Source organism: Bacillus sp. J33 (genome assembly GCF_000518885.1).
Taxonomy (GTDB): domain Bacteria; phylum Bacillota; class Bacilli; order Bacillales; family Cytobacillaceae; genus Cytobacillus.
Genome location: NZ_JAEL01000075.1, coordinates 1 through 14,080, shown reverse-complemented (window position 1 = coordinate 14,080; position 14,080 = coordinate 1). Strand labels below are relative to the sequence as shown.

General features: G+C 39.1%; 16 protein-coding genes. 12 read left to right on the top strand and 4 right to left on the bottom strand.

The window, feature by feature from the left end; all coding sequences use genetic code 11:
• The first annotated feature begins 70 nt into the window (after positions 1-70).
• The 3 genes from L634_RS0119625 (at position 71) to L634_RS0119615 (ending at position 2,532) form a co-directional block, all read left to right on the top strand.
• A complete protein-coding gene (locus L634_RS0119625; protein ID WP_026583912.1) occupies positions 71-1,204 on the top strand; it encodes a GAF domain-containing sensor histidine kinase in 1,134 nt (377 codons plus the stop codon).
• The gene (locus L634_RS0119620; RefSeq protein WP_026583911.1) at positions 1,205-1,849 is read left to right on the top strand and encodes a response regulator; all 645 of its coding nucleotides are present in this window, start codon (positions 1,205-1,207) and stop codon (positions 1,847-1,849) included. It abuts the gene before it with no gap.
• 146 nt (positions 1,850-1,995) lie between these two features.
• Positions 1,996-2,532, top strand: coding sequence for an NADPH-dependent FMN reductase (locus L634_RS0119615; protein WP_026583910.1), 537 nt, complete (start codon positions 1,996-1,998; stop codon positions 2,530-2,532).
• A 59-nt stretch (positions 2,533-2,591) separates the two neighbouring features.
• Here the strand turns inward: L634_RS0119615 and L634_RS0119610 are convergent, their stop codons facing one another.
• Positions 2,592-2,846, bottom strand: coding sequence for a YhdB family protein (locus tag L634_RS0119610; RefSeq protein WP_026583909.1), 255 nt, complete (start codon positions 2,844-2,846; stop codon positions 2,592-2,594).
• A 205-nt stretch (positions 2,847-3,051) separates the two neighbouring features.
• Here L634_RS0119610 and L634_RS0119605 point away from each other — a divergent pair, with 205 nt between their 5' ends.
• From L634_RS0119605 to L634_RS0119580, 6 genes are all read left to right on the top strand, one after another.
• Entirely contained in the window at positions 3,052-3,369 is a 318-nt protein-coding gene (locus L634_RS0119605; protein WP_026583908.1) for a DUF3889 domain-containing protein, read from the top strand.
• Positions 3,370-3,709: 340 nt separating this feature from the next.
• Positions 3,710-4,402, top strand: coding sequence for a response regulator transcription factor (locus tag L634_RS0119600; protein ID WP_026583907.1), 693 nt, complete (start codon positions 3,710-3,712; stop codon positions 4,400-4,402).
• On the top strand, positions 4,399-5,754 hold the full coding sequence (locus tag L634_RS0119595) for a HAMP domain-containing sensor histidine kinase (protein ID WP_026583906.1): 1,356 nt from the start codon (positions 4,399-4,401) through the stop codon (positions 5,752-5,754). Before L634_RS0119600 ends, L634_RS0119595 begins: the two co-directional genes overlap by 4 nt.
• A 66-nt stretch (positions 5,755-5,820) precedes the next feature.
• Positions 5,821-6,513, top strand: coding sequence for a PepSY domain-containing protein (locus tag L634_RS0119590; RefSeq protein WP_026583905.1), 693 nt, complete (start codon positions 5,821-5,823; stop codon positions 6,511-6,513).
• Positions 6,514-6,621: 108 nt separating this feature from the next.
• Complete coding sequence (locus L634_RS0119585; RefSeq protein WP_026583904.1) at positions 6,622-7,146, top strand: PepSY domain-containing protein; 525 nt, start codon at positions 6,622-6,624, stop codon at positions 7,144-7,146.
• 152 nt (positions 7,147-7,298) lie between these two features.
• The gene (locus L634_RS0119580) at positions 7,299-8,711 is read left to right on the top strand and encodes a SpoVR family protein (protein ID WP_026583903.1); all 1,413 of its coding nucleotides are present in this window, start codon (positions 7,299-7,301) and stop codon (positions 8,709-8,711) included.
• Between the two features lie 304 nt (positions 8,712-9,015).
• Here the strand turns inward: L634_RS0119580 and L634_RS0119575 are convergent, their stop codons facing one another.
• Both L634_RS0119575 and L634_RS0119560 read right to left on the bottom strand, forming a co-directional pair.
• Positions 9,016-9,342 carry an ArsR/SmtB family transcription factor gene (locus L634_RS0119575; protein WP_026583902.1) on the bottom strand — a complete coding sequence of 109 codons (327 nt, stop codon included), beginning with the start codon at positions 9,340-9,342 and terminating at the stop codon, positions 9,016-9,018.
• A 1,211-nt stretch (positions 9,343-10,553) separates the two neighbouring features.
• Positions 10,554-11,447 (bottom strand): YitT family protein, encoded by an 894-nt coding sequence (locus tag L634_RS0119560; protein ID WP_026583901.1) that lies wholly within the window; start codon positions 11,445-11,447, stop codon positions 10,554-10,556.
• A 253-nt stretch (positions 11,448-11,700) separates the two neighbouring features.
• Here L634_RS0119560 and L634_RS0119555 point away from each other — a divergent pair, with 253 nt between their 5' ends.
• From L634_RS0119555 to L634_RS0119545, 3 genes are all read left to right on the top strand, one after another.
• The gene (locus L634_RS0119555; protein ID WP_026583900.1) at positions 11,701-11,928 is read left to right on the top strand and encodes a hypothetical protein; all 228 of its coding nucleotides are present in this window, start codon (positions 11,701-11,703) and stop codon (positions 11,926-11,928) included.
• 44 nt (positions 11,929-11,972) lie between these two features.
• Positions 11,973-12,236 (top strand): hypothetical protein, encoded by a 264-nt coding sequence (locus L634_RS0119550; protein ID WP_026583899.1) that lies wholly within the window; start codon positions 11,973-11,975, stop codon positions 12,234-12,236.
• Positions 12,237-12,513: 277 nt separating this feature from the next.
• Positions 12,514-13,431: a YihY/virulence factor BrkB family protein gene (locus L634_RS0119545; RefSeq protein WP_026583898.1), complete on the top strand. Its 918-nt coding sequence runs from the start codon at positions 12,514-12,516 to the stop codon at positions 13,429-13,431.
• A 25-nt stretch (positions 13,432-13,456) separates the two neighbouring features.
• Here the strand turns inward: L634_RS0119545 and L634_RS0119540 are convergent, their stop codons facing one another.
• Positions 13,457-13,765: a DUF948 domain-containing protein gene (locus L634_RS0119540; RefSeq protein WP_232233798.1), complete on the bottom strand. Its 309-nt coding sequence runs from the start codon at positions 13,763-13,765 to the stop codon at positions 13,457-13,459.
• Positions 13,766-14,080: the final 315 nt, after the last annotated feature.

Here is a 14,080-nt window from a genome sequence, read left to right as displayed (position 1 = left end):
GGAAAGTAAGGAAAAAAAGTTATATAATATAGGAACATATACATCTTATCCAAGGGAGGCAAGTATAAGGGTGTTAGGGGAAAAAAGGCAGTCTGAAATCAGAATTTTAAAAGAAATTGCAGAGCTCTTAAATGAAGGGACTGAAATTGATGCTCTCCTGAAAGAGGTCCTGCAAAAATTGCTTCATATTACCGGCCTTGAAACTGGCTGGGTATTCCTGATTGATCAGCATGGAGAATTTCGGCTGGCTGCAGAGGAAAAATTGCCCCCGGCACTTTCTGGAGATGGCTTTAAGCCAATGTGCAAGGGCGATTGCTGGTGCATAGATAGGTATAATGACGGGAGGTTAAACAAAGCTTCCAATATCATTGAATGCAAAAGGATAGAAGATGCGATAACCGAGCAAAGAAAGGATACAAATGGGTTAACCCATCATGCTTCAGTTCCGCTTAGAGCTGGGGATGAAAAGTTTGGAATCCTAAATATTGGCTCTCCTGATAAAACACATTTTACACCTGAGGAGCTGGCTTTACTTGAGTCTGTGGCTTTTCAAATCGGGACAGCTATTAAAAGAATTAAGCTTACACTGCTTGAACAGGAAACTGCCCTTGCCGCTGAAAGGAACAGGCTGGCAAGAGATTTGCATGATTCCGTCAACCAGCTTTTATTTTCCTTAAGCTTAACAGCAAGAGGAGGAGCTGAGATGGCTGATAACCCTGAAATTAAAGACACGTTCTCGTATATGCAGGATCTTGCCCAGGAAGCTTTAAGCGAGATGAGGGCGTTAATTTGGCAGCTAAAGCCGAGAGGGCTTGAAAACGGATTAATCTGTGCCCTTCAGAGTTATAGCCAGATGCTTGGCCTCAACCTAGATTCAAAAGTAATTGGTGTTATTTCGCTCCCTGGTAAAGTAGAAGAAACACTTTGGAGAGTTGGCCAGGAAGCTTTAGCCAATTGCAAGAAACATTCAGGGCAATCTAGAGCAGATTTAACGCTGACAGTTGAAGAAGAAAAGGTCATAATGGTGATTTCAGATTACGGCAGGGGCTTTCATTATAGCGAAAATAATGATATTCCCTCTCTCGGTCTCAAAAGCATGAAAAGCCGTACGGAAGCCTTAAATGGTATTTTTATGCTCAACACAGAATTAAATAAAGGAACAAAAATTGAAATTATAATTCCATTCAAAAAAGGAGGGAAATAGATGGCCATCCGGGTATTAATAGCAGACGATCATCATGTGGTCAGGAGAGGGCTTGTGTTTTTCCTTAAAACACAGCCAGAGATTGAAATAATTGGTGAGGCAAAGAATGGGCGTGAAGCTGTGGAATGGATAGAAAGCAAACAGCCTGATGTGGTTTTAATGGATTTGGATATGCCCGAAATGAATGGGATTGAAGCCACGCGCAAGATAAAAGAAAAGCATCCTAATGTAAAAATTATGATACTGACAAGCTTTTCTGATCAGGACCATGTGATCCCTGCTATTGAAGCAGGCGCTTCGGGATATCAGCTTAAAGATGTAGAGCCTGATGTTCTCGTACAGGCGATTATCCAGCTTATGAAAGGGGAGAACCAGCTGCATCCAAAAGCGACTTCACATTTGCTTTCCCATTTAACCAATAAAAACAGTACACAAAGAAAACCGCTGGATGAACTGACAAAAAGAGAACTGGAGGTTTTGCGGGAAATTGCTAAAGGGAAAAGCAATAAAGAAATTGCTTCATCCCTTTATATTACTGAAAAGACTGTCAAAACCCATGTTTCCAATCTTTTGTCCAAATTGGAGCTTGCAGACAGAACACAAGCTGCTTTATTCGCTGTTAAAAACGGGCTTGCAGCAAAATAAAAGGAGCTTCTAAACCTAAAGTCTTACAAAGTGATTACTGAATTAGTCCTAAATAAAGCTTGAAAAAACTCATCCTTACTGACGATGTTAAAAACTCTATGTCTTTATATACTAATAGTAGTCAGGAAATAAAAGGAGAGTTTAACATGAAACTTACAATTATAAATGGAAGCCCAAGAGAAAAGGGCAGAACGGGAATAGCATCAAGATTTGTAGCAAGAAAATACGGTGCAGAACTTATTGATCTAAGCCTCGGGGAAATTCCCTTATATAATGGAACTGAAGAACAATACCATCTGCCTGCAGTAAAAAAACTGCGCCAGCAGATTGCAGATTCGGACGGAATTATCTTAGCTTCCCCTGAATATCACAGCGCGATGAGCGGTGCATTAAAGAATGCGCTTGATTTTCTGGGAAGCGAACAATTTGCCCATAAGCCAGTCGGTTTACTTGTTGTCGCAGGCGGGGGAAAAGGGGGAATAAATGCCCTTAATAATATGAGGATTGCCGGGCGGGGCGTATACGCAAATGTCATCCCTAAGCAGCTTATCCTGGATCCGCATTGTTTTGATTATCAAAATGATGGGCTTTTTGAAGAGCCATCCAAGTTAGTTGATGAGTTAATACAGGAATTACACCTTTATATGAAAGCATATACACAAATAAAACAAGAAATAAAGTAATTTAGAGAAAACACGGATCGATTCGATCCGTGTTTTAATATTGGTGGAATTCATTTATTTTATGTTAATTCGTAAAAAGAATTATCTGGCAGCTGCGGTTCCGATAATTCGTTTGCATGGTCGATGTATCTTAGTAAAGAATATAAATGTTTTTCAATGACAGAGTAGTCTTTTTCAAAGTTGTAAGCGTGGAGAAAATGTTCAATTTTCTTTGATAAGAAATGGTCTTCTGTTCTGACCATAAGGATCAGCAGGTTATCCCATTCTGACCGGTGAGTGTAGTATAGCGCCCGATCATAATCCACTTTATTCATTTGTCCTTGCCTCCTCTTTCAGGAGTTGATTTTAGTTTGTGATGAAGAAGATATTTTTTTCAAAGTAAATCTTGGACTTGTTGATTTATAAGGATTTTCATCTTTTACCTGTATAATGATGCGGATCCTCTAAGGAATAAATTCATACATAAAAATGAAGTCGCGGACAAAACTATAATTAATGACAAATGCAATGGAGGATAATATGAAAAAGTTCTTATCAATTTTTATGCTCATTTGTTTATTAACTGGCGGTGGTTCCCTGGCAGGAGCAGTTCAAAAGCCTGATTATGAAAAATATGGGCGAATCGCAATTTCTGTCGTTAAGGAAGATTACCCAGGAGAAGAAGTAGTGGAATACCAGTATGGAGGAAGGCAGAAAATTTCTGAAACAGATGTTAGAGACACCTTTACTTTTACAGTAAAAGAAAATGGAAGTCCTGTAACTGTGCTGGTAAAAGTAACTCATAGTTTAAAGGATAATAAGCTAGTCAGCTTAACAGCGGAAAGAAAATTACAATAAGCTCCTTAGGGGGCTTTTTTTCGATTTAGCGTGTTATAGCATATTGTTGATTTTAGTACCCTGTTGATTGGAGTGGAAGTGCGTGATCTCGGAAATGCATTCCATGCCCTTTGAGCGTGTTAACTCGGGGAAGCTTATTCAAAGTCCTGCGGGAGAAGCTTGTCATTGGGAGACCCCTCAGTTGCGAGCATCGGACGCCCGCCGAAAGCTTGAGTGCCTGCAGCGGAATTCAACAGTAAATTTAACAGAGCCTTTGAATGTTCCCTTAACTTAATGAATGATTTCATATGAAAATTTTGATAATCTTTTGGATATAGATATCATATGGGGAAGTGAAAGCATGAAGCATTCAATTCTTATTGCGGAAGATGAAGAAAAAATAGCAAGGCTTTTAGAAATTGAACTTGAATTTGAGGGCTACAGCGTGACAAAGGCATTGGATGGACTGCAAGCGCTGGATTTATACAGAAATGGCAGCTGGGACCTCATTATTCTTGATATTATGATGCCAGGGCTAAGCGGAATTGAAATTCTCCGCAGAATTAGGACCAATGATAAACAAACACCGGTTCTGCTGCTGACTGCTAAAAGTTCAGTAGAGGATAAGGTATCCGGATTAGATTTAGGAGCAAACGATTATATAACAAAACCTTTTCAAATTGAAGAGCTCCTTGCCCGAATCCGAGCAGCCTTAAGGTACCAGTCTGCTGTTGACAAGGAAGATGGCAGCGTATTCCTTACGATTGCCAATTTAAGGCTTAACGAGAAAACAAGAGAAGTAATACGGGGAAATAAACAAATTGAACTTACTCCCAGAGAATTTGATCTGCTGGTATATCTGCTAAACAATAAAAGGCAGGTTTTGAACAGGGAGCAGATTTTAGATTCCGTATGGGGCTATGGCTTTTTAGGTGACACGAACGTTGTGGATGTATATATTAGATACCTTCGGAAAAAAATCGATACGCCTGATATGCAGCCTCTTATCCATACTATTCGCGGTGTTGGATATGTTTTAAAGGAGACCAAATGAAGCTTCGGAAAAAAATTAATTTATACACATCTGCCCTCTTCGCATTTCTTCTAATGTTAATGAATATTTCCGTATATGTTTTTTTTAGCAAAATGATTATAGAAAATGAACAAATCTCTATTACGGAAGAAATAAATAAAATTACGGCAATTGCCCAGGAATCAATCGGTTCTGTGCCGGAAGATGACTTGCTGAGAGCCTTTGTGCCTGTAAATGGAATGGTTAGAATCGTTTCGCCGGATCAAAAAGTTATCTCAGCCGTTACTTCTTCTGATGAAAAAGAGCTTAGCCGGATGCAAGCAGAATTTTTCAACAGGGAAGTTACGGATACCTTTGAACAGAGCAAAAGCCAATATATTTTTGCATCCGCACCGATTGTTCTCCCGGATGGAGAAGTTGGCAGCCTCCAGCTAACCAGAAGTTTGGAGACAGCAGCTGGAATATTACAGACCCTTCGGATTATACTCGTGTCTGCAACACTTCTAGCTATGATACCGGTCCTGGCTTCAAGTGCCATCCTCAGCAAAATTATTACAAATCCAGTTGCCTCAATGACGAATACAATGAGGGAAATACAAGAAAGCGGACAATTTAAGCGGCTAGCATTGGAAGGGAAATCCAAAGATGAGCTTTATCAAATGGGTGAAACTTTTAACCATATGATTGACCTGCTTGAATCCAATTTTGAAAAACAAAAACAGTTTGTTTCGAATGCATCTCATGAGCTGAAAACTCCATTAACAGTTATAGAAAGCTATTCAAGCCTGCTCAAAAGACGGGGCCTGGAAAAACCAGAATTATTTTTGGAATCGATTGATGCCATTCATTCAGAGTCGGTTAGAATGAGGCAAATGACTGAGCAGCTGCTTTTGCTTGCGGGACATGACGAACAAATGGAACTTAATATTAAATCAATGGAACTTAACACTTTTTTAACGCAAGTAATCAGAACTTACGGAGAGGCCTTTAAAAGAATAATTGATATAGAATCAAATATTGAAGGTCCCGCATACGTCCAAACGGATGAAAATATGTTGAAGCAATTATTATTTATTTTCTTGGATAATGCCCGGAAGTATAGTGATAATGTTATCACTGTCTCAGCTGGAATAAAGGAAAATGAAGCATATATAAGAATAAGGGATCGCGGCATAGGCATTCCTATGGACGAATTGCCAAAAGTATTTGATCGGTTTTACCGTGTAGATAAGGCAAGAAGCAGAAAAACAGGCGGGGCGGGGCTTGGTCTATCGCTTGCCAAAGAAATTGCAGAAGCACTTGGAGTAGTAATAAAACTCGAAAGTACTGAAGGGAAAGGAACTGCCGTAACCATATTTATTAAAGTTACTTAAAACTCAGCCTTTTCTCATTTTCCTATCGGATAATAAAGCTAATGAAAAGTGGAGAGGTGTAAGAAAATGAACTTTAAGCCTATATATTTGGCGGTTGGCGTCCTGCTTCTTGCTGCCATTCTATTTGCAGTTAATTATCTGGCTGCAAATCCAGCTTCAGACCTTTTAACAGAAAAAGAGACAAAAGCCTTAATTGAGGAACGGTATAAGGGCAAGGTGCTGGATATAAAAAAAGTAAGCGGCGCTTATTGGATTGAGCTTGAGAGGACCAATGGGGTTTACAAAATAGAGATGGATGCAAGCAAGGGAGAAATCCTCTCATTTGAGAAATCAAAAAAGACTACTCCAAAGCCAGAAGAAAAAATGTTAAATGAGGAAAATGTAAAAGGGATAATCGAAGCTAATGAAACAGGAAAGCTGATTTCTTTAAAAAAGATAAAAAGCAACGAAAAGGCAGCCTTTTTGGCTTTATTGCAAGAAGAGGGCCAGAAAGTAAAAGTTACTATCGATGCTGTGAGCGGGAAAATCCTGTCACGGGAAATTGAAGAAGTGAAGCCTGCATCAAAATTGCTGACAGAAGATCAGGCTGTTCAGCATGCGCTGAAGGAGTTACCTGGAAAGGTAGACGACATTGACTTCGAAGCCGCGGATAACACCTCTTATTATTTCGTGGAAATTGAGACGGCTGATAACAGAGAAGCGGTTGTTCAAATCAATGCAATTACAGGAGGAGTTATGTCTGTAACTTGGGATGACTAATTATTGCTGTGAAGCTTTCTCATCAATTTCTAATCTTTCTTTCCTTTTCCTTTAATCTTCTGTGATTATATTGGTTATGTACAGAAGAAACACAAAGGAGGAATAATGATGAATAAGAAGTTATTAGTACTATCTCTTTCGGGTGCGATTTTATTAGGAGGCGCAGCTGCTGCAGGAGCTGACAGCATTGATGACAGGATAAATAGCAGCAAGAAGCAGGAGGAATTGATTTCTTTAGAAGAGGCTAAGAAAATTGCACTGTCCAAAGCGGACGGACAAGTTGAAAGTATCGAGATGGAAAGAGACAATGGCCAGAAATATTATGATATTGATATTGAGGCCGGGGATTTGAAGTATGATATTCATGTAGAGGCAATAACCGGAAAAGTTCTTTCATTCGAAAAAGATTGGGATGGCAATGATAAAGGAATCATTAAGGACAAGATCATATCTGAACAAAAGGCCATTGAAACAGCAGAAAAGGAAGTAAACGGAACAGTTAAAGAAATTGAAAGAGAGGAAGACGACGGAAAAGTGATTTATGAAATTGAACTGAATACAAACAAAGGTGAGGCCGATGTAAATATAGAAGCCTCAACCGGAAAAGTATTATCAGTCGAATATGATGATTAAGCAGTAAATTGTGAAAAGCGGAAGATAGCAGATCCGCTTTTCTTTTTAGTTAGACATCACCATCAAGCAAACTTTCGTACTTGCCAAGAGTCTACTCATCATTCCGCATTTTCGTTCATAGATTATGATAAGGACTAAAAGGGGGAGTGGCAATGCGAGAAGAGGATAATAAATCACTGGAATATGCCATTCAGGAAATTACGGAGATTGCTAATGGTTTTGGATTGGATTATTACCCAATGAGGTATGAAATTTGTCCTGCAGAAATTATCTATACGTTTGGCGCATATGGAATGCCTACAAGATTTTCACATTGGAGTTTTGGAAAGCAATTTCATAAAATGAAGCTTCATTATGATCTCGGGTTATCAAAAATATATGAGCTTGTAATCAATTCAAATCCGTGTTACGCATTTTTGCTTGATTCCAATTCTCTTATCCAAAACAAATTAATTGTCGCTCACGTTTTAGCACATTGCGATTTCTTTAAAAATAACGTCCGTTTCCAGAATACTAAGCGCGATATGGTAGAAAGCATGGCAGCGACTGCAGAGAGAATCAGGCAATATGAAATTGAATTTGGAAAGAAAGAGGTTGAAACTTTCCTGGATGCGGTGCTGGCCATTGAAGAGCATATCGATCCTTCGCTAATGAGGCCAAAGCTGGCCTGGAGTATGGAAGATGAGTATGAAAGCAGCGGAGTCTCTGCAGCTTCTAGCCCTTATGATGATTTATGGAAGCTTGATGAACGAAATAAAAAGCCTGAACCGAAGAAGAAGAAAAAGAAATTCCCGCCGAAGCCTGAAAAGGACCTGCTTTTATTCATAGAAAGCTACAGCAGGGAGCTTGCTGATTGGCAGCGCGACATCTTAACTATGATGCGGGAAGAAATGCTCTATTTTTGGCCGCAGCTTGAAACGAAAATCATGAACGAAGGCTGGGCATCGTATTGGCATCAGCGGATTTTAAGGGAAATGGATTTAACATCTGCAGAGGCATTGGAATTCGCCAAGCTGAATGCAGGGGTTGTTCAGCCGTCAAGAACCGGAATCAATCCATATTACCTGGGGCTGAAAATTTTCGAGGATATTGAGGAAAGATACAATAATCCTACTGAAGAAATGAAACAGCGCGGGGTGGAGCCGGGCTCAGGGCGCGAGAAAATGTTTGAAGTCAGGGAAATAGAATCGGATATTTCCTTCTTGAGGAATTATCTAACAAAGGACCTTGTAATGAGAGAAGATATGTATCTATTTCAAAAGCAGGGAAAGGATTATAAAGTTGTGGATAAGCAATGGGAACACGTCCGTGATCAGCTTGTCAGCATGCGTGTAAACGGAGGCTTTCCGTATTTGACGGTCAATGACGGCGATTATATGAAAAATGGGGAACTTTATTTAAAGCACTGGTTTGAGGGTGTTGAACTCGATCTTAAATACCTTGAAAAGGTCCTCCCATACATTCACCAGCTATGGGGGCGCAGTGTCCATATGGAAACGGTCGTGGAAGGCAAAAGTATGCTCTTCACATTTGATGGAAAGAGTATTCATAGGAAGTATTTATAATAATCTTAAGCGAATCACAACTGTTGTGGTTCGTTTTTCTTTGAAAAAAAGTCATCTATATTTTTATCCCTCCAAAGTTTGGGGTAAATTATATAAGCTACAAGAGATGTAGGAGATCTTATAGAAGGCGGAGATAAAAACATGGAGCAAGAGAAAAAAGTATACAGCAGCTCAATTCTAACAAAGATGAATGAGCTGACGAAATACCAATTTATACAAACTTAATTTATTGCATTGATTAAACCAGAAAAAACTGTTCAAGTGCAGGAACAGTTTTTTCTATACCAGTCGCCTTTTAAGAGGTTCACCTGCTGCTAGGTCTAAATAAACAGCATAACTCAGGAGATAGCAGATGATTAATTTCTTCTTGATTGATCCGGTAATAGCTCCAGGTTCCTTTTGTTTCTTTTAGTATTAATCCTGCATCAAGAAGGATTTTCAAATGATAGCTCAGCTTGGACTGAGTCATTTCAATTAGCTCGCTTAAATCGCATACACAGATAGATTCCTGCTTGCATAGCAGGTTCAATATATGGAGCCGCTTCTCATCAGCAAGAGCTTTAAATTTTCCTTCATACTTAGAAAACGTTTCGTCCAATGAAGTATCTTTTAAAGGAATCATATCTTCCATTGGGAATCCTCCTTAAATCAAATTCCTTTGATAAAATGAATTATACTTCCATTTTCGGGAAGTTGCAAATTTATTAATGGAGAGGCTGTGTTAATGCTGATTGTTGATTTTTAGCACCCTGTTGATTGGAGCGGAAGCTGCTAATCCCGCGAAAATGTATTCGCATTTTCTTACGACGAGGTGTTCATTCAAGGAAGCTTATTCAAAGTCCTGCGGGAGGAGTGTGTTAAAGGGAGACCACACAGGCACGATTGTGCCGAGGAGCATCGGACCGCTCGCTGACAGCTTGAGCTCTTGGAGCGGAAATCAACAGGCGAGTTTAACAGAGCCAATCGAAAAAATTTGATGTAAATCATAAATTATCCCTGTCTGAGTCTGGCATAGCCAGTTCTCCAGAAGAAAACAGATAGATTTACACGAGAGCGAAAATAATGTTATTTTACTAAGGGATAAGCTGCAGGTAGAAGCAGGAGCAGCTTGGCTATACCTGTTTCTGCCCCCAATAGGGATCTGTCTATGGCTGACAGTTGCAGCATGTTCAGTACCTTATTTTTAGCGATCCTTTTGACAAAAACAGAAAAGACCAATGGAAATGTATATTGTAAAAAGGTACCTGGTAGGGTACTATAAATCCATGGTCAAATCGGCTATCGCGAATGAATGAACTTATAAAGGAAGGATGAGCGTCTTGAAAATTACAGACGAAGCTCGCGACCTGTTGAAGCAAGTGCTGCGGGAGAAAAATGCGAGCGGCATTAGAGTATACTTTGCAGGCTTTGGCTGAGGAGGCCCGCAGATTGGTCTGGCTCTGGATGAGCCGGAAGCAGATGATATTATAGAAACAATTAATGGGATCCAGGTTGCTTTTGACCCGGAAATCAAATCCAACACAGAAAACATGACTCTTGAGCATGATAAGCAAAGAGAAGGCCTTGTACTGTTGGGCAATGAAAGTGATTGCTGCTAATCATTTAGTAAAAACACCCGAATTTGGGTGTTTTTTGCGGAATAAAAAATTCGGAATACTCAAACTTCCATATCATCCAGGACACTAATCACTTTGTAACCATCATTGTTTTTTTATCTTCATATTCTTATTGTTATTTTGATTTAGCTGGGGAACAGTGTTTTTGTCTTGATTATTTCACTTGCGTGAGGATTTTTGCTTGTAAAGAATGGATTTGCGGCAAACAAATATGCAAAAAACCATCTCAGTGGATGGCTTTCTTTTTAAATCTTCCGCCTCGTACCTCTGCAATATCAGCAACTGCCAGAAACGCATTAGGGTCGATTTCTTCGACAATGGCTTTCAGTTTTGCTTCCTCTAGTCTGGTAATGACGCAAAATATTACTTTTTTATCATCTCCTGTATATGCACCTTCGCCATTTAGATAAGTTACTCCCCTTCCAAGCCGGGCAAGAATGGCTTCGCCGATTACCTTGTGCCTTTCACTGATGATCCAGGCAGATTTAGACTCATCAAGGCCTCGTATGACAATATCAATCGTTTTAAATGCAATAAAATAAGCAAGGATGGAATACATGGCGCGATTCCAGCCGAAAACAAAACCTGCTGTACCGAAAATAAAGATATTGAAGAACATGATGATCTCTCCAACAGAGAAGGGGAGCTTTTTGTTTACAAGAATGGCAAGGATTTCTGTTCCGTCCAATGAACCCCCATATCGAATGACCATACCGACCCCTATCCCAAGGACGATTCCGCCGAATACTGTGGCCAGCAGCAAGTCCTCAGTAAAAACTGGAAAATCATGTAAAAGAAGAGTGGTTGCGGATAATACGGCAATGCCCAATAAAGTAGATAGTGCAAAGGTTTTTCCTATTTGCTTGTAGCCAATATAAAAGAATGGAATATTCAAAACGAAGATGAACCAGCCTAGTTTCCAGCCAGTCAAATGTGAGAGGATTATGGAGATGCCGACAATCCCGCCATCCAGTATCTTGTTGGGGACCAAAAATTCCTCGATGCCGACCCCCATTAGAATGGCTCCCAAGATGATAAAAAAGATCCTTTTGGCAAGCTTGGCTTTCGTTAATCCCTTATGTACATTTTGCTCAACTGCAGATTCTAATACAACATTCATAAATAACCCCCATTTAAGTTATTTAGCTAAAGTCACTGGTTTATAGACAATTCCATTTTATGATAGCTTGTTCCAATCTAGGCCATTATAAAATTTTTAAAATCCGATTTAAATATTTTAACTATTGATTATAAAAATTATTATAACATTTATGGATTAATTTAGTTAAACAGCCATCTCCTCTTTTTCTCATGGAGGGATCACGTAAGAATAATTTCTTCCTAACCTGGAAAAATACCTGCGAGGTGATTAAATGCATAAAGGGTTTATTATCTTGCTCACAATATTGCTGATTTTACATGGATCAGCAGCAGCTTTTGCAAAAGAGAATAAGAAAGAGGATCTTGAATGTGTCAGGAAACAGGAAATAAGGACAAAAGTATATAATGAGCAGGTTATAAGTGATGTATTCGCAAGTTTTGGCCATAAGTATGACGAGCTTATAGATCAGAGCATGTATATGAATATGATAGACCGATAGACCTAATGAAATACACAGTTCTTTCTGGCGGGGAAGATACTCATTTGGAAAGTTTAAAGAAGAACATGAGCGGAGCTTCAACAGGAGAAAAGAGACTTTATTTTTTTCAGGGGAAACCTGATGAGGCATACATCTTTTATAAGGACCTTAAAAATAGGAATCATATGGTCCATTTAAAAAAGGGGCCAGATGAATGGGAAGCACAGGAGAAAATTGTTATGAAAGGGAAGAAGGTGCCCTTTATACGTGAAAAATGTGAAGATGACTACTTTATGAAAAGAATGTTTAATAATTTATATCAAAAATAGGAAAAGGTGTCCCAATATGGTGGCACCTTTTTTTCAAAGAGATAAAAAGTCAGCAGCTTCATTTATTTTACACTTCTTTTCAGAATGGCAGCATTCTATACCGTTTTTATTGTTTTAGGTTCGATCAACATAAATTCATCTCATTAATCAATAAAATTTGCTTTATTGATCAAAAAAAATTGGTTAATATTTTGAGATAAATAATGATTATAAATGCTTCTTCAGGGGAAAAGGATCATTATCAAACATATAGTTAGGCAAGGGAGGACAGCTAACAATGAATAAGGTTATAAAATTTGGGAAGAAGCTCGGAAAGGAATTAAAAAAGGATCGGGCAACCGGGCTTGCAGCTGAACAAGCGTACTACTATATGCTCTCTATTTTTCCTTTATTGATTCTTCTGATTTCCATTGTTCCATACCTATCATTGGATCCCCAAAAAGCATTATCCTATTTGCAGACTGTGATGCCGGGAGATTCATACAGTGTAATTGAGGACAATTTAGTAAATATTATTACGAAACCCAATGGAGGGCTGCTTACCTTTGGGATTATCGGTACGATATGGTCTGCTTCCAATGGAATGCAGGCATTTATAAGAGCTATGAATGATGCTTTTGATGTTAAAGAAACAAGGTCATTTATTAGGTCCAGGCTCATTTCTATTGGTTTGACATTAGGTTTGATTGCAGCAGTGATTATTGCAATGCTTCTGCCTGTATTCGGTAAAGTGATTATGAATCTCGCAGGAAATTTTATTCATATCCCCAACAGCCTTCAGATTCTCATTACTGTTTTAAGGTGGGTCATTGCCTTTGCCATCATGGTGTCTGTTTTGGCTATTCTATACAAAGCTGCTCCAAATAAGCACTATCCTTTTAAACAGGTTATTCCTGGTGCACTGGCTGCAACATTTATGTGGCTGCTAATCTCACTTGGACTATCTTTTTATGTAAGCAATTTCGGAAACTATTCCGCTACATATGGAAGTTTAGGCGGAGTCATTGTCATGATGCTGTGGTTCTTTTTGACAGGGCTTGCCCTTGTTATTGGCGGAGAAATTAGTGCTATTTACCATAGGAATCAAACGAAAGGGCATGGCTATTACAAGAACGATACTGATGATAAAGATAAAATTAAAAAAAGCAATGGAAAGTCTGATGCACAAGCATATCAAACACTTTCAACTAAATAAAACACGAGGGGAAGCCCCTTGTGTTTTATTTAAATTGGCGGATGAACGGTATAGTAATGTTCCGCCATTTTTTTATTTTTTCAAGTGTTTCTTTTACAGCGGAAATCGTCTCATTAAATGCTTGCTTTTTGTAAGCTATATCCTTTTGGATTTCCTTCTGGGTTGAAGTCAATTCGTCCAATCCGGATTTGATTTGATCTGCCTTTAGCTGTATGACAGTATTAACTGCATTCAGCCTTTCAATGGAAGGCTTGGCATCTTTGTAAACTTTATATGCAAAGATGCCGAGGAATAGTAATGATGCCACAATAACAGCCAAACTTGCATAAACCATGATCAAATGATCTGCCTCCTTCTACTGTCCTGAAAAATAAGAACGTAATCCCTTGAACTTTTTAACTCTCCAGCTGCGGCACTCTATCGGTTTGATGTGATTCCTTCACCCAGCCTCAAATAAAGTAAACAGCGAATTGCTTTAAGTGCGCCTCCGCTTTTTTAATGTTTACCCTATATGCTAGAAAATTAACTTCTGACTTTTTTATAAGGCTCTGTTAAATTTGCCTGTTGATTTCAGCACGAGGCACTCGCTTTCCGCGGGCGGTCCGACGCTCCTCGGTGCATTCGCACCTGCGGGGTCTCCCGCTGACAC